17 protein-coding genes are annotated in these 21271 nt (G+C 38.7%); 5 read left to right on the plus strand and 12 right to left on the minus strand.

What is annotated here, in order from left to right:
* Positions 1–314: 314 nt before the first annotated feature.
* From ABH966_RS11355 to ABH966_RS11365, 3 genes are all read right to left on the minus strand, one after another.
* Positions 315–3770 (minus strand): S-layer homology domain-containing protein, encoded by a 3456-nt coding sequence (locus tag ABH966_RS11355; protein ID WP_370078418.1) that lies wholly within the window; start codon positions 3768–3770, stop codon positions 315–317.
* A 601-nt stretch (positions 3771–4371) separates the two neighbouring features.
* On the minus strand, positions 4372–5088 hold the full coding sequence (locus ABH966_RS11360) for a WecB/TagA/CpsF family glycosyltransferase (RefSeq protein WP_370078420.1): 717 nt from the start codon (positions 5086–5088) through the stop codon (positions 4372–4374).
* Positions 5085–6356 (minus strand): nucleotide sugar dehydrogenase, encoded by a 1272-nt coding sequence (locus ABH966_RS11365; RefSeq protein ID WP_370078422.1) that lies wholly within the window; start codon positions 6354–6356, stop codon positions 5085–5087. The genes ABH966_RS11360 and ABH966_RS11365 overlap by 4 nt, the downstream gene beginning before the upstream one ends.
* Positions 6357–6526: 170 nt before the next feature.
* Between ABH966_RS11365 and ABH966_RS11370 the strand changes: the two genes are divergently transcribed.
* Positions 6527–6832 carry a hypothetical protein gene (locus ABH966_RS11370; RefSeq protein ID WP_370078424.1) on the plus strand — a complete coding sequence of 102 codons (306 nt, stop codon included), beginning with the start codon at positions 6527–6529 and terminating at the stop codon, positions 6830–6832.
* Positions 6833–6845: 13 nt separating this feature from the next.
* Here the strand turns inward: ABH966_RS11370 and ABH966_RS11375 are convergent, their stop codons facing one another.
* The 4 genes from ABH966_RS11375 to ABH966_RS11390 form a co-directional block, all read right to left on the minus strand.
* Positions 6846–7814: a nuclease-related domain-containing protein gene (locus tag ABH966_RS11375; protein WP_370078426.1), complete on the minus strand. Its 969-nt coding sequence runs from the start codon at positions 7812–7814 to the stop codon at positions 6846–6848.
* 100 nt (positions 7815–7914) lie between these two features.
* Entirely contained in the window at positions 7915–8244 is a 330-nt protein-coding gene (locus ABH966_RS11380; protein ID WP_370078427.1) for a hypothetical protein, read from the minus strand.
* A gap of 89 nt (positions 8245–8333) precedes the next feature.
* Positions 8334–9176 carry a flagellin N-terminal helical domain-containing protein gene (locus ABH966_RS11385; protein ID WP_370078493.1) on the minus strand — a complete coding sequence of 281 codons (843 nt, stop codon included), beginning with the start codon at positions 9174–9176 and terminating at the stop codon, positions 8334–8336.
* Between the two features lie 203 nt (positions 9177–9379).
* Positions 9380–9853, minus strand: a complete 474-nt coding sequence (locus tag ABH966_RS11390) for a transcriptional regulator (RefSeq protein ID WP_370078429.1) — start codon at positions 9851–9853, stop codon at positions 9380–9382.
* Between the two features lie 199 nt (positions 9854–10052).
* On the opposite strand from ABH966_RS11390, the gene ABH966_RS11395 reads away from it, so the two are divergent.
* Together ABH966_RS11395 and ABH966_RS11400 are read left to right on the plus strand one after the other, a co-directional pair.
* On the plus strand, positions 10053–11627 hold the full coding sequence (locus tag ABH966_RS11395; RefSeq protein ID WP_370078431.1) for a hypothetical protein: 1575 nt from the start codon (positions 10053–10055) through the stop codon (positions 11625–11627).
* Positions 11624–14386 carry a DEAD/DEAH box helicase gene (locus ABH966_RS11400; protein ID WP_370078433.1) on the plus strand — a complete coding sequence of 921 codons (2763 nt, stop codon included), beginning with the start codon at positions 11624–11626 and terminating at the stop codon, positions 14384–14386. The genes ABH966_RS11395 and ABH966_RS11400 overlap by 4 nt, the downstream gene beginning before the upstream one ends.
* A gap of 259 nt (positions 14387–14645) precedes the next feature.
* Here the strand turns inward: ABH966_RS11400 and ABH966_RS11405 are convergent, their stop codons facing one another.
* The 3 genes from ABH966_RS11405 to ABH966_RS11415 form a co-directional block, all read right to left on the minus strand.
* Complete coding sequence (locus ABH966_RS11405) at positions 14646–14945, minus strand: single-stranded DNA-binding protein (protein WP_370078495.1); 300 nt, start codon at positions 14943–14945, stop codon at positions 14646–14648.
* 135 nt (positions 14946–15080) lie between these two features.
* Positions 15081–16988: a group II intron reverse transcriptase/maturase gene (gene ltrA, locus ABH966_RS11410; RefSeq protein WP_370078435.1), complete on the minus strand. Its 1908-nt coding sequence runs from the start codon at positions 16986–16988 to the stop codon at positions 15081–15083.
* A 732-nt stretch (positions 16989–17720) separates the two neighbouring features.
* On the minus strand, positions 17721–17903 hold the full coding sequence (locus ABH966_RS11415; RefSeq protein WP_370078437.1) for a single-stranded DNA-binding protein: 183 nt from the start codon (positions 17901–17903) through the stop codon (positions 17721–17723).
* Positions 17904–18390: 487 nt separating this feature from the next.
* Here ABH966_RS11415 and ABH966_RS11420 point away from each other — a divergent pair, with 487 nt between their 5' ends.
* Both ABH966_RS11420 and ABH966_RS11425 read left to right on the plus strand, forming a co-directional pair.
* A complete protein-coding gene (locus ABH966_RS11420; protein WP_370078439.1) occupies positions 18391–18816 on the plus strand; it encodes a YwpF family protein in 426 nt (141 codons plus the stop codon).
* A gap of 102 nt (positions 18817–18918) precedes the next feature.
* Positions 18919–19899 carry a nuclease-related domain-containing protein gene (locus ABH966_RS11425; RefSeq protein ID WP_370078441.1) on the plus strand — a complete coding sequence of 327 codons (981 nt, stop codon included), beginning with the start codon at positions 18919–18921 and terminating at the stop codon, positions 19897–19899.
* Between the two features lie 413 nt (positions 19900–20312).
* Here the strand turns inward: ABH966_RS11425 and ABH966_RS11430 are convergent, their stop codons facing one another.
* Both ABH966_RS11430 and ABH966_RS11435 read right to left on the minus strand, forming a co-directional pair.
* Positions 20313–20702, minus strand: coding sequence for a hypothetical protein (locus ABH966_RS11430; protein WP_370078443.1), 390 nt, complete (start codon positions 20700–20702; stop codon positions 20313–20315).
* Positions 20703–20809: 107 nt separating this feature from the next.
* Complete coding sequence (locus ABH966_RS11435; RefSeq protein ID WP_370078445.1) at positions 20810–21193, minus strand: hypothetical protein; 384 nt, start codon at positions 21191–21193, stop codon at positions 20810–20812.
* Between the last annotated feature and the right edge of the window lie 78 nt (positions 21194–21271).

Raw genomic sequence — 21271 nt, forward strand, 5'->3', positions numbered from 1 at the left:
AATCGACACATACAGCCTACATGGATTCGTCGTCCTAGCCATAGCCATTTTTTAAAGAACCCCGCCTCAATTCCTTGAGTACGACTTCACCTGACTTCACCCCTTTAAGCGGATAGACACTCGCACTGGATGCAGGAGGATTAGGCTCGTGAGCAAACGGAACTGTTCCCACGCATCAGAACTTCCCTGATGAATACAAAATCGATAGTTAGAAAAGACCCCGTAGAGTCAAACTAATTAAAGTTATATCTACGGGGCCATAATCTACTTATTTCACTAGCAAGCTAGTTTATAAAGTAACGTTTCGTTTAGTTTTATTTAGAAGTTACTGTCCACGCTTTAGTTGCTTCAACATATTTTACTTCATAAGTGAAGTTACCAGCTTTTTCAGTAGCATTTGCTGGAGTTTTAACAGTAATTGTTCCTTCACCATCAGCTGTTGGAGCATCTGCAAATGTAATTGTTGTACTAGTAGCTGCAGTGTCTACTTTAGCAACAGTACCTGCTTTAGTGTCAACAGTAATTGTTTGACCATCTTCAATTGTTACGTTTGAAGAGAATGTAACTGTAACAATTTTACCAGCAGCATCTACTGTAGCTGTAGCTGTTGGAGCTTCTGCTTTTTTCATTTCTACTAATGCTTTGATAGCAGCTTCAATAGCTTTTGCTTTAGTGTCTTTTTCTGCAGTAGTACCCTCAGCTAAATTACCTGCATCAGTTACTGCTTTATAAGATGCCGCTGTGTAATCAGCTGCATTAAGAGCATCTGCTTTTGCTTTAGCTGCTTTTAATGCAGTATCTGCAGCGTCAGCTTTTGCTACTAATCCGTTGATTGCAGCTTCAATAGCTTTTGTTTTAGCTTCTTTATCTGCAGTAGTAGTTTCAGTTAATTTTAATGCATCAGTTAATGCTTTATAAGATTCTGCAGTGTAATCAGCTTCTTTATGAGTTGCTGCTTTTTCTTTAGCTTCTTTTAAAGCTGTTGCTGCAGCATCTGCTACAGTTGCTGTATCAACTGGAGCATCAGCACTTACTGCTTTAAGGTAGAAAGTAATGTCATCACCTTTTACTTCATAAGTAACTTCTAAACCAGTTTTCCCTCCAGCTAATGCTGCAGCTTTTAATGCTTTTACGAAGTTTTCTTCTGATACTGGTCGGTTATCTTCATCACGGTAAGCATATTTTTTACCTGTTTCACCAGCAAATTTAATTGCAGTTTTACCTTCAATTGTTAATGTTTTCTTAGAAGTATCAAATGAAACGATATTTCCTTTTTCTAAGTTAGATACATCAGTTGTTGCAGTGAATTTAGCAGTTGATTCTTTTGCAATAAAGTTGAAATCTTTTTTATCGTTAGTTGCTTTACCAGTTGCTACAACTTTAACTGAACCAGATTTACCATCAACAGAACTTACTTTTAACACTTCTGAACTTGTTAATTTAACAGTTTTGCTACGGTTTGGTGAAATTTTATCGTTATCAGAAACCGTTGTTGAACCAGCGTCTCCAAGGTAAAGTACACTAGAACCAGTGTTGTAAATTGTATAAGTTACATCACCAAGTGTCCCAATCGTAGTTACCTCTCCACTTTGGTTAACTAGTTCTACTTTAAATTCTGCCGCTACATTGCCTTTTAAATCTGCTGTAGCTTTAAATTTACCATTAGCATTCTTAACTTTTAATGAAGCACCTTCTAATTTTTCTGCTTCGAAGTAAGTAATTGGTGCAACAGCTTTCGGTTCACCTTCATCAAGGACACCTTGTTTGTTTACATACGCACTGTTAATATCAATCCAAACTACAGGAGTTCCATATGTGCTTTCTTTATCATTAGCAATGATGAACTTTGCTTCACCTTTAGAGTCAGTTGTAACAGTGATATGTTTTAAATCATTTTTATAAATACGGTTGTCATTATCATCTAACTCTACGAAGTAAGCATCCGTATTTGTGCTGATGATACGGTCAATATCTTCATTAAACGCAACGTTTACTACTTCATTTTTCGCAACTTCACCATTTTTATTTTTTACAACTACTTTGTATTCACGACCATTTTCGTAACCGATAGCTGCATTTTCGCCACCCTCACGAGTAACATCGATTTTGTAGTCTGATTGTATAGCTGAGAATTTAACTTTAGCACCACGTACTTGTAAATCTGAAGCATCATATTTGTAGTCAATTACTGTTGAACCGTTTACTACTGTGTTGTTTGCTTCAAATACCACCGGTGTTACTTCAGCAGTGTTTGTACCTGATACTGTAAATGTAGCTTCACCTTTAGAATCAGTTGTAACCTGTGCAGCAACTGGAGCTGTATCATTAGTTAATTGTTTAACAGCTACACCATTAACTGTTACATTTTGTAATTTATCAGGAGTAACATTAATGTTTTCTAGGAATGAAACATTTAAGTTTTTGTTTGACACAGCTTTACCTGTAACAGCGTCTTTATAAGTAACTTTGTAAGTTTTGTTAGCACCGTTGTTGATTGTAGCACCTTCAGTTACTTCAGTAATTGAAAGGATTGTATCAACACCCCAGAATACATAACCAGTTGAGAATTTTGAACGATCACCAGTTGCATATACAGTTACAGCATCAGTTGTTGCAGCATAACGAGTATAAGTGTGAGTTGCTACACCATTTTCGTCAGTAAGTGCTTCAACAGTAACTGGAGCTTTAATTCCATCAGCAGAACCTGGTACGAATAATGTTACTGGAATACCAGCTTTAGAAGCACCTTCAGCTACAGTTACTTGTGCTTTAAGTGTTACTTGTTGCCCAAGTTTACCTTGAAGTGATTGGTCTACGATATCAACTTTAGTTGGGATTACAGCTGTAACACCTTTGAATTTACCGATTTCATCGCCAGCAAGAGATACAGTGTACTCTTTGTCAGCTGTTTGTGATGCAGTAGTTAAAACAACAACTTTTTTGTTAGTTTGTTTTACAGCTGCGTTTTTAACTTCTAAATCTTTGATTTCGAAGTTAAGAGCTTGTACGTTTTCAACTTCTTTGTCAAATGTAATTTCAACAGTTGTGTTGTTGATAGCTTTTACAGCAGCTTTTGCAGGAGCTGTGTATTCAAGTTTCATTGTACGGTCTAAGAAAGAAGCGAATTGAGCACGAGTAATTGTGTCATTTGGTTTGAATGCTTTACCTGGTAGTGTAGCTGCTTTTGTTAGTTCAGCATACTCTAAAGCAGTGATTGCTTCACGTTGTTCAGTATTAAGACCGCCTAAGTCAGAGATTTCGCTCGTGAATTTAGCATCTTTGTACTCTTTAACTAGATCTACTTCTTGGATTTCTTTGATAGCACGAACTAAAACGATTGCCATTTGTTGACGTGCCATATTTTGTGAGTAGTTTAAGTTGCCGTTTACGCCATTAAATGCGCCTGCATCTTTAGCAAGTGCAGCATATTGCACTAATTCTTTATCAGCAGTTGTTACTGGTAGATCGTTGAAGCGTTGGTTTGAATTCCAGTCAGTTGGAATTTCATAACCTTCAGTTTCTAACCAGCGACCTAATAATTTAACCACTTGACCACGAGAAACAAATTGGTCTGGTTTGAATGTGCCATCTGGATATCCTTTGATGATACCAGCGTCTACAAGAGAGCTGATTGCCTCTTTGTGCGAGTTAGTGTCTGTTACATCTGTAAAACTTGCTGCAGAAGCCACTGGTACGATAGCTGCTGCTACTAATGTAGCTGTAGCAGCTGTTGCTACGAATTTTTTGTATTTCTTTGGTTGGTTAGCCATTGAAAAATTTCCTCCTCTAAGTTCATAAAATATGTCTCTACTACAAATACATAGAATTGCAGTAAATAAACAACTACACATAAAAGTATAGTTGCATACCTAAAAGTTGTCAATCATATTTTGGGAAAGTTTCTAATTCATTTCCGGAAAAACATGGGCATGCAACTCTCTTTTACCATTGTTATCTATTTAAGCTGATTTTTCAAGTATTATTACACATCTTTTCCAACAATAATTTGGAACACAATCCTTAAATGTTCAATGTTTTTACAACAAATAACAATTATAGGTACAACATCCAATTATATAGATATGAAAATTGGTAATTCTTTTTGGTTCTATGGAAAATGTAATGGCGTAAAAAAAGAAGACGTTCCGGTGAATGTTCTGTGGGATCTTTGGATAATGCATCTATGTTTTAAGTGTAGAATTATATTTCTAGACACGAAAAAAGCTCAAGCATATAAATGCTTGAGCTTTTTTCGCTTGGGCTACCAACCGTTGTTTCCTTGCAGGGAATTCTATTTATTTCATAGAGGAAATTCCTATACAAATACAGTCTAACACTTTCAATTTAAAACGACAATACCAATTTTTAAAATTATTGACGTTTCTGCCTTGCCACTTCCAATAAAAATAATGGAAGTGCGATTTGACGCTTGATACGCTTCGGTTCTTTCATTAATCGATAAAACCATTCAAGACCAAATTTTTGGAAAACCTCTGGTGCACGTTTAACTGTACCCGCCAGCACATCGAATGATCCACCCACGCCTTGATAAATGGTTGGATGCAATTGATCGCGATTTGCATTAATCCAGTTTTCTTGCTTTGGACTGCCCATCGCTACAAAAAGTAAATCGGGTTGTGCTTCATTAATGCGGTCAAGTACCTTCTGTTCGTCCTTTTCATAGCCGTCCTGTGTGCCGACTATTTTAATAGAAGGGAATAATGATTCTAGCTTTGCTTTTGCCGCATCTGCAACACCCGGTTTCCCTCCATAAAGGAAAATAGGCTTGCCACGTTTTGCAGCTTCCTCGCAAAGCTTCATCATCATATCGACGCCTGTAACACGTTCACGAATTTGCCCTTTTTGAATTTTGGAAGCAAGAATAACACCAATGCCATCTGGAATTTGAAATTCCGCGTCGTTAAGCAGCTTCTTTAAAGCAGGGTCCTCTTTTGCCTTGATAATCTTTTCCGGATTGATGGCAACAACGAGCGCCTTTTGCTTTTTTTCAATACGCCCGAATACCATTTCCATTAATTCATCGTAGCCTTCCGTATTGACATTGATGCCAAGTACTGTTTCTTTCATCGGTTTTTCGCATCTCCTAAAAGGTGGAACTGGAAGCCTGCTTCTTCCCATTTATCGCGTTTTAAACAGTTTTTCGTATCAAAGACGATTTTTGACTTCGCTGTAACTTCAGCAGTGTCTAATGCTTTGAATTCATTATGATCCGTTAGAACAACGATGATATCTGCATCTTTTGTAGCTTCTTCTAAGCTTTGTGTTTGTGTAGCATGTTTGTTTTCTTTAATGTGTGGATCGTATGAAATAACTTCTAATCCAAGATTTTGTAACTCGTCAATAACGATTGTAGATGGACTTTCGCGCATATCATCTACGTTACCTTTGAAGGCTAGTCCAAGAACAGCTACTTTGCCACCAGCAATTTTGTTTTGATTTAAGATTGCTTGTGTTTTTTGTGCTGTAAAGCTTGGCATACTATCATTTGTATTACGAGATAAGTGAATAATTTGTGCTGTCTCGCCACCTAGCTCAACTAGGAACCAAGGGTCAACCGCGATACAGTGACCACCTACACCAGGACCTGGGAAGTGAATATTTACACGTGGGTGATAGTTCGCAAATTTAATCGCTTCCCAAATGTTTACGTCTAACTTCTCCGCTAATTTTGCAAGCTCATTGGCAAAAGCAATGTTTACATCACGGTAAGTGTTTTCCATTACTTTTACTAACTCAGCTGTAGTTGCATCTGTAAGGTGGATTGTACCATTCACAAATGTTTGATAAAGCTCTTTTGTCATTTGTGCAGACTTGTCATCAATCCCACCAACGATACGGTCGTTGTTCACTAATTCTTCAAAAATACGACCAGGAATAACACGTTCAGGTGAATGTGCTACAAATAAATCGATACCAAATTCAAGATTTGCTTTAATTAATTCTGGTAGCATAATGTGCTCTACAGTTTTCGGTGGTACTGTCGATTCAAGAATGACAAGATCACCCTTTTTCAAGAATGGCACGATCGAAGCCGTAGCTTGACGCACATATTCTAAATTCGCTGTATTATCAGGATTAATTGGCGATGGAACAGCAACGATGAATACGTCCGCTTCCTGTGGTGTCGTTGACGCCGTTAAGAAACCTTCATCTACTGCTTTGTTCAGGCGTTCCTGCAATCCATTTTCTTCAATATGCAGTTTTTTCTCTTGAATACTTTTTACTGCTGCTGGGTTTACGTCCACCCCATGTACTTTTATGCCGTGGTTGGCAAACATTACAGCCGTTGGTAAACCGATGTAGCCAAGTCCAACGACACAAATTGATTTAGTCATTCTCTATTCTTCCTTCCGTTTTCAAAAACGAGTAGTTATGTTATATGTTCTATAAATGCGTGATGCATTTTGTTCTGCATTATAGTATACATCTTTCCAATGAAAGTGTGAATTAATTTGTTATTTTGAAGCTGTTTTCTGTGTCCAATTAGCAAAAGTTTTGTCTGTTTGTGGCGGAATTTCGGGTTTTGGTGGCGTTCTTTGCTTGGTTAGCGGCGCATTTTGATGTTTTAGCGGCGAACTCTATTTTAAGTCTGTCATTTGGCAAGAGCTTGTCCGTTAGCGGCGGAATCTTGGGTTTTGGCGGCGTTCTTCCCTTGGTTAGCGGCGCAACTCACTCTTTTAGCGGCGAACTCTATTTTAAGTCTGTCATTTGGCAAGAGTTTTATCCGTTAGCGGCGGAATCTTGGGTTTTGGTGGCGTTCTTTGCTTGGTTAGCGGCGCAATTTTATGTTTTAGCGGCGTTCTTCCTTTGATTAGCGGCGCAACTCACTCTTTTAGCGGCGAATTCCAATTTAAGTTGGACAAATGGTACTTCCTAATTCGATCTGGCCCGGTACTTGATAAATTTAATTTTTGTAAAAGCCGTTTTGCTACATACTGACTCTCTATATTCAGAAACTCACGACATTCACTGTTCGATATTGTATCTCCTACTAGCATGTGATAATCCAGTAGTGCTCGTATATGTGCGTTTTTACATTGAAATTTACAACTTTGACAATACCAAGTCATGCGCAATTTCTCCATCCCAAACTCCCCACAGTTTTCACAATGAACACCCCGTCGCAAAGCAGAGGCATCAATTTGATAGTATTGGCAAAGTGGAAATGGCGTTCTGTGCTGCAAATGTGACAAATTAATATTTTTGATTTCTGTCATTGTTGCCGTCTCTTTGTTTTTCTCTAGATGTTTATGCAGGAATATCGGTAGCTCTTTTGCCATTAAAATCGGCAATCGTCCGTCTTCTCGATGAATATTTACATTATTAAATGGGAAGACAATAGCTCCATAAATGGGGATAGATACATGTTTGGTGTCTAAGAAATATTTCATACTTTGAATATACTGTTCAAGCTGAATTTCCGGATGCGTAAAAACGTGAACCTCTCCAGATTCCGATGTACGAATGAGCTGGCGTGGGTCACTTTTAAAATGGACAGTTCCTCGAATATTTTTAATTTCTAATAGAATAATAGCGTTGGGGACAATGAGTAAAATATCAATTTGCATGGGAAGAACAGAGGGAAGTATTACATTGTGGAAAATGTAGCAATCATTGAGCAGTGCTATTTGCTGTAGTTCCTTCATAACATATTGCTCACCAAAATCACCAGCTTCTTTATTTTTAAGTTCCTGCTGAAAATTTTGATATTGTGGGTGCGTGGGCTGCATCCGAGTCACAAGAGCTTGGAGTCCTTTTGTCAATGGAGATGGTACGAAGGGTTTTACAATCAATCAACTCTCTCCTTTTCTATATTAAATTTAATAGGTTTATCAGCTAGTTTAGGATCCTTTCAGCGATTATAGCATGTCTATCAGCGGTTTTCACTTTTTATCAGCAATTGTTTCTTTTTTTATCAGCGATGTTCACCTTTTTATCAGCGATTGTTTCACTCTTATCAGCGATGTTCACCTTTTTATCAGCGATTGTTTCACTCTTATCAGCGGTCCTCACTTCTTTATCAGCGATTGTCTCACTCTTATCAGCGGTCCTCACTTCTTTATCAGCGATTGTCTCACTCTTATCAGCGGTCCTCACTTCTTTATCAGCGATTGTTTCACTCTTATCAGCGGTCCTCACCTTTTTATCAGCGATTGTTTCACTCTTATCAGCGATGTTCACCTTTTTATCAGCGATTGTCTCACTCTTATCAGCGGTCCTCACTTTTTATCAGCGTGCTCTCTTCTTTATCAGCAGTTTTCATTTTCCTCTCAGAGATCTAACTCCAACTAAAAAAGGAATCTCCTTTAGTGTCAGGGATTCCTCGTTGTTCCGCTTTCGAGTAGTTTTAGAATTGATTGTGCTTGTTGCATGTGCATTGCTAGTACATATTGGCTTGCTTGCATTAGGATTTGTGCTTTTACCATGTTCATCATTTCTTTTGCGATATCGGCATCGCGAATGCGGGATTCGGCATCTTGTAGGTTTTCTGCAGCGTTTACGGTCGCATTATAGGCGTGTTCTAGGCGATTTTGGTAGGCACCTAGTCTTGAGCGCTCGCTTGATACATGCTTTATAGCCTCGTCCATTGTGGAAATTGCTTTGTTTGCGTCCTCTCGAGTTGCGATGGATGTCTTATCGTCCAAGCCAAGTGCTCCAGCACCCATATTGCCAATAAATAGCTCGATACTTTGGCCTGCGTTGGCACCTGCTTGAATTTTAATACCGTTTGTAGCATAATCCCCATCTAGTAATGTCTTGGTGTTAAACTCAGTGTCTTTCGAGATGCGTTGAATTTCTTTTTTCAATTCTTGAAATTCCTTATCGAGGTTCTCCCGATCACTATCTGTTAAAGTATCATTGCTCGCCTGGACTGCGAGCTCGCGCATGCGCTGAATCATATCATGTACTTCATTTAGTGCACCCTCCGCTGTTTGAACAAGTGAAATACCGTCCTGGATATTTTTCGCTGCCATGTTCAAGCCGCGAATTTGCGCACGCATTTTTTCGGAAATCGCAAGTCCCGCTGGATCATCCGCAGCACTATTGATGCGGTAGCCTGTAGAAATTCGAAGCATTGCCTTGCTCATTGCACCGTAATGTCTATTCATATTATTTAAAATGGACATCCCCGTTGCTGACCATTTGCCAAGCATCATTTCACCACCCCCTATTGTTATGTATATCGGTCTGTGTTAAATTCATTTAAACTTTTTTGGTAATGTATTCTAATTTAGTAGGTTCTATATAGTGATATCTTTTAGTTTATTTTCACATTTCAGACTTTAGACCCACTAATATATAAAAGCACCTGCTTTTCACATATGAAAAGTAGGTGCTTAATTGCAATACCGTGTATTCAATTTTCGAAACCTCCGAGTTGATGGTTCTTTTGTTGTAGTAGTTCAAAAAAGAGATCTTTATTATGATCTAGTAATGCCTGATCGATTAAATAATCAATGTTTTGCTGCTCCAATTCTGTAATGAGCTGATCTACTTCGCCAACAGTCACTGAAGATACAAGTGGTAACTGAGGCTTTGGAGTAGCGCTTTCAAGAATCGGTGCTAGATGCTCATGAACATTTGTAATTAATAATAATTGATATAATGGCAGTCGGATAAAACGATTCCCTTTCTGGAAAACAAATACCTCGGATATATTTTCAATTTGTTGTGTATTCAAGTTGATAATCATCTCTTTACCTTCGATGGGAATGAAATGGAAAATCTCATTCTCTTTTAAAATAGAGAAATATTGATAAGCAAACACGAGACGTAGTTTGTCTCCCGTGATTTTTGTGTAAAATGGCTTCATATATTGAACTTGCATCATCCTTATCCCTCCTTATTTATCTGATTATTCAGATTTTAACACATATCGATTATCTTGTTAACTATCTTCTCCTTGATTTTTTTATTTCAAATCATTCAGCTTATCATGTACGCATTTTAATCGTATAATGGAAGGACAGTCTTTTTTCCTTCATATTTACACATGCTCACTAGCTATACATTTTGAAAGGAGTGAGGTTATGGCATTGTCTATTGCCCAATTAGCTAAGGAACACCAAGAATTTATCCTTACCAAATTACAGGAAGCTGAACAGGCGTTACATCCTTCCTCTACTGAAGACGAAGAGCTAGTGCGTCGTGCTGTTTTTTCAGTGCGGAATAGATCAGTTGTCTTTGAACGTTTTAATGGAGCGAGTTCTACATTATATGCAAGCGTACAGGATGTAAGACCTGCTACTGTAGAAATTGATTTTGCCAAAGAGGAGCTGCACTGTAACTGTCCCCAGCTGAAATGGTGTAGACATCAGGTTGGTGCATTGCTTGCTCTTTATCAATATTTTGATTCAGTACAAAATTGGTCAAGTGCTTGGCGCGCGCAAAAATCAGTGCAATTAAAATCATTAGCAGATGAACGAAGTCCAGAAAGTTGGAGATTGATGGTCGATGAAGTCATGAAACGTTTATTGCCACCTGGGCGAATTCTAGAAGGGTATGGCCTTTCTGCTATACGAACAGATGCATTGGAGCGACTTCAACGGCATATGCCTTTCGAACGTGAGTGGCAGCCACTTTATAAGCTTTTTATGGAGCTATCCATCTTTAATACAATATGGCGCCATTTAAATGAAACAAAAGGACATTCTTTGGATTCTCCTTATATGAAATATTTTATTGATCAAAGTGTTCAATCATTCGAAAGTATACTGACAGAGCTAACGGGTCGATCACGACTTTTTGCCACTGATCCATTTTATGATGCTATTCAGGAGTTAGTTCGAGAGTTTTTATTGGAACGACAAGGATCATTTGCTGATCGACTACAAATATATATGCTACTTTGGGCAGTGCTTTTTTATGAAAAGCCGCGTCGTGAACAGGAATTAGCACTTATAAATAACCTTGAGAATCCTTCACATGAGATTTCCTTGCAGTCATTAAAACTGCTATTTTATGTACTGCTACAAAAAGAAAGTTTATTGCAGGAAAGCATTGCACATATTGATGGACAACATATGCAGGACCTATTTGAGCTGGCTACTTTTGCAAAACGTGCTGGCGAATCACACGCACAATCCATTATTTTACGTGCGATGCTACCATTTACCGAAGACTTTTTACAGCTAACAGTGCCAGTTGTAAAGCGTGCTCAATATGTAAGGCAATTTCAGCTTTTATACGAAGACATACAGCTTACGGAAGAACAGGAAGTTACATTATATAGTGCATTTGGTGTTTATGGGCTTCAACCGTTTTCGTTCCTTCTTATTAAAAAAGGACGTTATCGTGAATGGGCAGCCCTCCATCAGTTAAATCTCTCCTCCCTTTCTTATTTAGAAATGTGTGGATTGAAAGATGTGCTTCAGGTTGCGCCTGCAACAGTATTGCCCTTATATCATCTATATGCCATGACTGAAATTACACAAAAATCACGAATGAACTATAAGCAGGCTGTACGAATCTGGAAAAGTATGCGCAGTGCAGCAAAACGTGCTGGTAAAACTGCTTATTTTGAGTCATATATGCAAACAATTCGTGCAGAGTATAAACGACTTCGTGCATTACAGGAAGAAATTGAGAAAGGAAACTTAGTATGATGACTATAAATGCTCCTTCCCCGTTTTCAAAAAAGCAACAGCTTCGTATTCATGCAGCACAGGAAGGATATTATACGTTACAGGGATTTACTGCTGATGGTGCAGCAATGGAAGCAGACTCACTCATTTCTTCATTATTTTTTAACTATGAAGCGAATGTCTATGGTTTATTAACCAATCGTTCAGAACGTACGATTGAAGTTTCAACCTCTGAGCTCCTTGATATTTTTTCACAGCGCTATCTGCATCCTTTTATTAACTGGCAAGGTGCAGACGCAGAAAGTCAGGTGTGGCTAGAAAAAGCGTCTGCTTTACAAACGTATTGGCAGGAGCCTTCGCTCTGGTCACACGCAGTGATTGCAGATGATTTTTCCGCACTAACATTCTCTATAGACGGTGAAGATACAGCTTTATTAGAAACGGCAGTGCAGCAAAAGCTTGCTCAAACAGGTCTTGTACTGTCTGATTTACCAAAGCTAATGCCATTTTTCTTGCGTGGTGGCTGGCCACTAGAGCAGGAACGACAGGCAGGTACAGTTACTGTCTCCCTACGCTTAGGCGAGCCTGAGGAAGATTCAGATGTTTGGCTTTTAGAAACCGTACTTAGTACGGCTACAGCCAAAAACTACTGGACGCCAGCTATGCGAAAGCAGTCACTACCAATTGCTGATGCTCTACCGACAAAATGGCAAATGTATGCTGATGCTATTGAACAACAACAAGGACAAATTGTAGATCTACTTTCTATTGAAGATTTACGTAGCGATATTTTTATCCGTATTATGCTTGACGATTTACAAGTTCGAACATTTTTACGTGAAGATTTAGCAAGATTACAAGCTCTCGGCTTTGACGTTGTATTACCGGCTTGGCTAAAGGATTTAAAACAGTCAAAATTGCGTGTTCGCGTAAGTACTGGCAATGTAGCGACAAAGAAGGTTGCTGGACTAGATGATATTTTAACGTTCAAATGGCAATTTTCTATGAATGGACAGTCCATTTCACCTGAGCAATTTAAAAAACTTGTAGATGAGAAACGCGAATTCATTCGTATTGGTACTGAATGGTTCCGAGTTGATGCGAACTGGATGCAAGAAATGCGTGCATTGATGCAGCAAGCAGAAGATGAAAGCTGGACCGTTCGTGAATTACTATTCCGTGAGCTACCAGAGGATTTATCCTTACCTCTCGAAGAAGAAGATGCCGATGATGCAATGAGAGATGACCCGATTTTTGCATTTGAATTGCAAAAATCGCTTAAATCCTATATGGAGCAGCTTCAGGAGAAAAAAGGACTCCCTACTGTACAGGTTCCTACATCTTTGCAGGCAGAATTACGTCCTTATCAGCATGAGGGCTTTGAATGGCTTGTCTTCATGCGAGAACAAGGCTTTGGTGCATGCCTAGCTGATGATATGGGTCTTGGTAAAACGGTACAGCTTATTTCATATTTACTTCATCTTTATGAAACAATTGAGGATACAAAACCATCCATCATTATTTGCCCTACGTCTGTACTAGGCAACTGGCAAAAAGAACTTGCTCGTTTTGCTCCTTCCTTGAGTGTGCATACGCATTATCAAGCGAATCGAGCAAAGGAGGACGCTTTCAAACAGCTAATAGGAAGAGAAAAACCACATGTGATTTTATCTACCTATGGCACGGTATCACAGGATGCAGAGTTTTTACAGGAAGTAGAATGGGCAACCGTTGTGCTAGACGAGGCTCAAAATATTAAAAATATGCAAACGCTACAATCAAGGGCTATTCGTAAATTACAAGGGACGCATCATATTGCTTTAACGGGTACACCAGTGGAAAACCGTTTATCGGAGCTATGGGCAATTTTTGACTTTATCCATAAAGGCTATTTAGGTAGCTTCGGTCGCTTTAATGAAGAATTTATTTTACCGATAGAACGAGATGAGTCTGAGTCACATAAACAGAAGTTACGTGCAAAAATTCAAGCGTTTTTACTTCGTCGTACAAAGCGCGACCCACACTTACAGCTTAACTTACCAGATAAACAAGAGTCTCATGAGTACTGTCCATTAACAACTGAGCAAGCATCTCTATACGAAGGATATATATTAGAGACGCTCGATCAGCTGGAGCAATTAACAGGCTTTCAGAAAAAGGGACGCGTCTTAAAGATGCTCAGTAAGTTAAAGCAATTATGTAATCATCCTGCCTTGTATTTAAAAGAACCTTTCGAGGATGCCGAATCAATGCTTACTCGTTCTACGAAATTAGAACGTATCGTGCAAATGGCTACAGAAATCGTGGACAACGGCGAGCAGTGCCTCATTTTCACACAATATATTGGAATGGGGCAATTACTACAGCATTGTTTTAGTGAACTATATAATATTGATGCACCTTTCTTAACAGGTGCAATGCCTAAGCAGCAGCGTGACCGCTTAGTAGAGACTTTCCAGGCAGGAGATTTCCCTATATTTATCCTTTCCTTAAAAGCGGGTGGAACAGGGCTCAATTTAACAGCGGCAAATCATGTATTACACGCAGATCGCTGGTGGAATCCTGCCGTTGAAAATCAAGCGACAGACCGTGCATATCGAATTGGCCAAACACAATTTGTACAAGTGCATAAGTTTGTTACAATTGGTACTATCGAAGAGAAAATCGATAAAATGCTAGCCCAAAAGTCTGCACTATCAGAAGAACTAATTCAATCAAGCCAATGGTTAACTGAATTAGAAGATGACGAACTTCGTGATTTAATGAAGCTCGATTTTTAAAGATGTGAGATGCGCCAAGAGCACAACGTTCTTGGCGCTCTTTTATTTCAGTGGATCTTACTGTTACTTCTTCCCCTACTTACTTCATATTTATATTTAGTTGTGTTTAATCTGCTCATTGCTGTGCGGTCTTCAGCAATGAACTACGTTATGAAATGTAGACATCATTCCTTTCTAAAATGATTACGGCGCAAGCAATAGAAGGAGAATGGCGGATCAGACAACTTGGCACTTGCCCCGTATGTACCCACTAGAACTGCTATATTGCTGGCAATTGTACTTCTGCCTCAGGTAGCACAAAATCCTTTAAGCCTTCCTGCTCATCTGGTGGCTTTGGAGGCACAAATGCCCCATCGCTATCCCTTGGCTTAAGCCGATAAAATCGGACATCTTCTACGACTACTTCCGTTATAAAAACCTTTGTGCTTTCTTCATTTAAAAATGATCTTGATTGAATACGACCATTCACCCCAATTAATGAGCCTTTTCCGCAATATTTGACGATATGCTCTGCAAGCCTTCCCCATACTGATGGCGATAGGTAACCCTTTGAAGTAATCTCTAGGTTTTCCCCCGCCCCACACCGTGCATGCGACTTTCACCGCACACGGCGTTCCATCGAAATTAGACCTTTGTTGAAAGTAATTTTGGATTACTTGGGTAAAACATTATCCTCACGGTCTAATGTTTACGACTATTTAAGTGATTTTTCTAAGCTAGTATTCGTTTTAGTTAATTTATCTCGATACTTGTTTATCTTCTTCATAACGGATGCATCCACGACTGATAGATTTTTATTATGGATAACCGAATGGCAACCTTTACAGATTGTCGCAAGGTTCATTACCTTGTTTATTTTCTCCATTGGTAAAAATTTATTGATGTGATGGCAATGGACGTTAAAGCCAGCAACTACAACTTTGCAACATTTACATTTACCCTTATCTCTATTGTAGGCATATTCCCGATTCATCATATATTCGAAATTATATAGTTTATCGGATTTCTTGGAAGGTTTGATTTGATGTAGAGCGACAAATTCAAGGTCATTTACATTGTAAATGGTTGGTCTATCCAGCTTTAGCTTTGTCTTACTCCTTATCTCGTTTATTTTTCTACCTTCGGCAGTATATGGAGTGATGTTTTGATTAAAGTTCATTGCTTTTCTGCTTTTAGTGAAGCTGAACCTTGTTAAACCGATGTTCACGTCATCAACATTAACCGCATAAACCTTAGTTTTAATGCCTTTATGCCTGTCAATTCTGTTTCTAACTTGTTCTGCTTCAAAACGCATTGCCTCCACCTTATCTTTACCGTATATATTCCTAAAGGTTTTAAATGTTCGGTAGTCTAACCTACCATCTAGCTTCCTAAAGAGATATGAATAATTCGATATTGCATAATAGTTGCCAATCCCAACTATTTTAGCATTTATTTTCTCAATACTAACTGCTCTATCATAGTCGTTCTTGAATAATTTAAGCTTATTGACATCTTTGAGTACTTCGGCAACCTTTTCATCCAATTTCTTAATGTTAGGTATTGCCTTTCCCACTACAATGTCCCTCATCCTAGCTTTTTCGGCCATAATCTCAAACCCTAAGAATCTTGCTCTATTCTTACGGATATCCGTAATGAGAGTCTTTTCTTGTGATAACTTGAGTTTCAAGACGTGATTGAGATACTTATCGGCTTTCTTAAGAATTCTTTCGGCTCTATCCATCGAATCACATAATATAACCCAATCATCTGCGTACCTGACAAACCAACATGGTTCATGACCACCGTAACGCAAGTGACGGTGTATGTTTCTATGATTTCCACTGATAGTACCCTTACCTAAATGATTTTCCCATTCATCTGCAATGAGATGGTCCAACCCATTTAGGTATACATTAGCTAATAACGGGGAAATAATACCACCTTGAGGTGTTCCCATATCCGTTTTGTATGATTTATCATCTTCCATAACGCCCGCTTTAAGCATTTTCTTGATGATAGCTAACATACGCTTGTCTCGAATACCCATATTCCATAATAATTCGATGAGTTTGTTATGGTTGATGTTGTCAAAGAAACCTTCGATGTCACCTTCTACTATATAGTAGTTTTTCCCACGTCTAACCAAGTCGATTATTCTGGCTATGGCGTGTTCTGCTGACCTGTACGGTCGAAAACCATAGCTATGTTTGAAAAATTTAGCTTCAAGAATAGGTTCGATAGTAATCTTAACAATTTCTTGGATGACTCTATCTAACATTGTAGGAATACCCAAAGCTCTTCTCCTACCGTTACTTTTTGGAATATACTTCCTTCTCACTGGAAGGGGATTATAATTACTTAGGGTTTTATTAATAAGACTGACCAACTTCTCAAAGTCCATTTGGAGGTAGACATCTATGTCCTTCTTATCAATTCCCGCTGTTTTACTCCCTTTATTACTCTTAATGTTGTGTATAGCTGTTAGAATAACTTGCCTATTCATGGCTAACTCAACTAAGTTGTAAAAAGGTTCATCCCTTTTGCGCGATAGAGCGTACATATTATCGAGTAAATTATTAAGTCCGGCTTCGCTTATAATACCTTGTCCTTTAACCTTCATTCCCATTCCCCCATGTAGAAGTGGCGAGAATAAATTAACTGTTTGACGCCCACACAACTAGGTTGTGGTTTGTTTAGACAAGATAATTCACTTAATCTGTCCTAACTCCGACTGGTTCCCTTCGCTCCACATCTATTACAGATGCTTCAGCACTACTATGGAACCGCTGCCACCTCATAGTGCTCTTAACGATGATACAATCATCTTGCTAACCCATGAGGCTTCCCAAGTTCCCTATAATCTATCCCTATATTTACAAAACCTTAGACACCAACTCTACGCCGATGGTACTTGCTATGTTAGAACTTCCTCAAACAACATAGTTCAATGTGTACAGTACTGTTGACACTGTATACAGGGGTTATTAGGACCTGCAAACCTAATATCCTTCCCATGGGTATCCCTTCTTTGACCACAAAATTAAAAGGGGCTTTATTCACGACGCGTACATACGCTGGTTCCCGTTAGGTTGTCATAGTAATGTTTTTAAGGACTACCGCTCCATATAGTCGAATTTGTGGCTCGACATCAGGCTACGACCTTACCTGACTTCACACCATCATCAATTGCATTAATGACAGCATGCAGGGGTATCATAGACAAGGTTAATGAGGATTTACCTTGGATAGGGATTTCACCTATCTATTCGATTATAGAGTTAGAAATTGAAACTTGAAATTCAGATAAAAATTATCAGAATTTTTTTGATTGCAAATCCCCCATATTTCACCTTTAAATCAGGCTTATAATGGAACTTGGCGTACTACAGAGAATAAAGTCAGCATCCACTTCCCCACGACTGTTTTTGTAATTGCGATTAATGGCTAGAGTAAAATGTGCTTGCACGCGATTTCCAGATAAGTGTCGTAACACTGGATCCTTTGTTAACCTTCCGACCAGTCCGACTTGGTTCATTGATTCACCTCCTTTGCTTTTGATTGCCCTCATCTTACAAAAATTAATCCAACATTGGCAAAAGTCGATTTTTAACATTTTCCTTAATTTTTAATCATAAATTGGGTATATTGAGGCTTTTACTTTTCAGTTATTGAAAGATTTTTTAGGCTGAATGCTTTTCGCTGTAATAGCAAATGCTAATCGTTAAAATATACAATTTCGCTGTTTTTGCAAATTGTGCGAAAACACAGTATTGACCCTATCATCAATTATGCTTCGGCGTAGCATCCGAAATCGGCTTTTGAGCTTTGGCCTCGATGTCGGTCATTTCGGTAATGCCACAGGACATGGCGTTCTTAGAGTGAGTCCCTCCCCTTTAGAGGCGGGAGACATCTGTACCTAACGCTTCGCTTTCGCTACCAAAACACTTGCTGAATGAAGTTAAACAGGGCTAATTGAATATGTTATACTAAAAAGGATGACCGACTTAGGAGGATTTTACATAATGAAAACATTTAAGATGCTTTCCTTTGACCTTGTCACAAAAGATGGCATGCAACCTTTCCCTTTAGTCGATGGTATTATTATTAACCAGGAGAACAGCCATCAATCTTGGATTCTCGAACTGTTTATGGACCGGCAATATCGTTCAATTTTTGATGAACTTTTAACAAATGCTACTGTCTTTAATGTACGTGCGGTTATTTCATTTCCAGATAATGAGCCTGCTCCTTTCCAGGTTGTCGTACATACAGTTCAAGAAATTGGCGAGCACATCTCTGTCCTTTTAAAAGGGACGCTAAAGACAAAACGCTCGAAATATGCCGAGCAATTACTAGCCGAATTACTAGCTGAGGGAGTTACGTTAGATAAGCTATTGGACCGCTTCTCACACGGTATGAAAGAACGACCAAAACTCAAAAATGATTGAACTCGATTTAACGATGCAAAAATTTGCATCGTTATTTTTTTATTGGACAGGTAGAGATTTTAAGGTACAATACGATGTAAAATTTATAGGAGGTAACTACACTTGACTATTGCTGTTAGGGAAAAGCCATTAAAATTATCGTGGCTTGAGGCTTTAAAGAGGCGGTTATTCGAAGAGGACCCTGATTTTAGCTATTATAATGAGCAATTTCGAAGATTCGATGCTGGCTTTGCTGGTGAAAGGAAAGTTGACCGTGAATTGCTTGAATTAGTATGTCCCTATACTTTTTTAGTGTTACATAATTTAATTCTGATGAATTCTGCTCAGCATTCACATCAACTCGATACGCTTTTTATTTGCAGTAATTTTGTGCTAGTTGTTGAAATAAAAAATATTAACGGACGTCTTGATTTTGACGACATTACACATCAATGTATTCGAACGAAGCCAGATGGAACTGTCGAAGGATTTCCCAATGCAATTACTCAGATCCAGCGACATATGCAATTTCTTAAAGTTATTTCCAAAAACTATTCTCTCCCCATTGAGGGTGCGGTTATCATCGCCAACCCCTCTGCGATTATTGCCAGTCATCCAAATACAATTCCGATTTTCCATGTTTCAGGACTTCAAAAACATCTTCATTCCCTTTTTAAAAAATATACACAACCCATTTTAAGCGATGAACAGTTAACTCAAATAGCTCAACAATTCCTTTGCAGACATCAGCCACCGAAAATTACGGCTTTTATTGATTCCTCAAGATATCACCAAGGTGTACTTTGTCCGCAATGCCAATACAAATCCCAAATGCACTATGCTCGCGGGATTTGGAAATGTTCGTACTGTCAATTTGCAAGCGAAGAAATTTTTGCTGAAGCTTTACAAGATTATCGATACTTAGTTGGATCAACAATTACCAATAAACAGCTACGTGAATTTTTCGGTATTCATTCCATTGATGCTGCAAATCGTTTACTTAGAAAATTTCAATTTCCCTATACAGGTTCTTATAAAAATCGTGTTTACCAATTACCAGAAAATTTAGTGGATTATATGAAGCCATTTTTCCGCTCTTCCTGAGGATATTTAGTAGGTTTTTCACCTTTGCGCGGGTATTGCCATCTTGCCCGCGAGTATTCGCTCTCTTCGCGGGTATTCACTTCTCTTCCGCGAGTATTCACTCCTCTTCCGCGAGTATTCACTTCTCTTCCGCGAGTATTTACTTCTCTTCCGCGAGTATTTCACTTCTCTCCCGTGGGTGTTCACTTCTCTTCGCGAGTATTCGCTCTCTCCGCGGGTATTCGCTCTCTTCGCGAGTATTCACTTCTCTTCGCGAGTATTCACTCCTCTTCCGCGAGTATTTACTTCTCTTCCGCGAGTATTCACTTCTCTCTCGCAAATATTGCGGATATTGCCCTCTTCCATTCGCGTATTTTCTCCCACACGAAAACGAAAAAAGAGTGTTCCATTAGTTAGGAACACTCTTTTTTATATTATCGCGTTACTTTCTCTTCGACGATTTTTTCTTTAACAACGCCGTTTGCATTTGGTACGGTGTTTGTACCATTTAAATCAGCATTTGTTCCTGGCGTTGTAGTAGTTCCTGGTACTGTTGTTGTACCTGGTGTTGTAGTTCTTGGTGTAGTAGTACCTGGTGCTGTAGCTTCAGGAAGAACAGTGTTACGGTTAACACCATTTACGTCACGATTGTAAACGTCATTTCTTCGAGACGGCTCTACAACGTCTTCTACTTTCTCAACACCTCGGCGAACGTCGTGTTTAACATTCTCCGCTGGTCTTGTTTCAACAGCTCTGTTTCCCCAGTTACAACCTCCAAGGAATAAAGCAGCAAGAATAATTGCCAAAAATGACATTCTCCACATAGAAAAATCCTCCTTTCTCGATGCTATGTCAACAAATACAATGTGTGTATTTGTGATCCTACATAGATTGCCCGGGAAAGGAGGGAACTATCCGATTTTTGTACAAACTATTTTTGTTTTTCTTTTAATAGGTGTTCAACGTATGCTGCTTCTGCTTTACAGTTGAAGCTATAATTTGTACCTAGCTCTTTTTGCATGGCCTCGATTGTTTCAATTTGCTTAGCTGTTGGTTCTTCATTTAAAATTTTTGCAATTACTTCATCAATTTTTTGCGCCATCTCTTCATGGAATTCAGTACTCATCAAAACATCTGCTGGGATTTTTTCGATCCATGCGGCATTTACTTGAAAATAAGTTTGCCAGCTAGCAATAAAGTCTTCCATAGAAAAACGCTCTTCTTTCCAATCAATACTTGCTAAGTATGATTCAAAAGATGTTGAAATCGAACGCGTAATGCTAATTTTAACCCCTGAAGACAATTCCTTATACATCTATATAATCCTCCTACGTTTTAAAAACAAAACTAAAATTACATGTATTTCAATTCACAATCACTATACGCCATTGCA

It is taken from the genome of Lysinibacillus sp. RC46 (genome assembly GCF_041262385.1).
Taxonomy (GTDB): Bacteria; Bacillota; Bacilli; order Bacillales_A; family Planococcaceae; genus Lysinibacillus.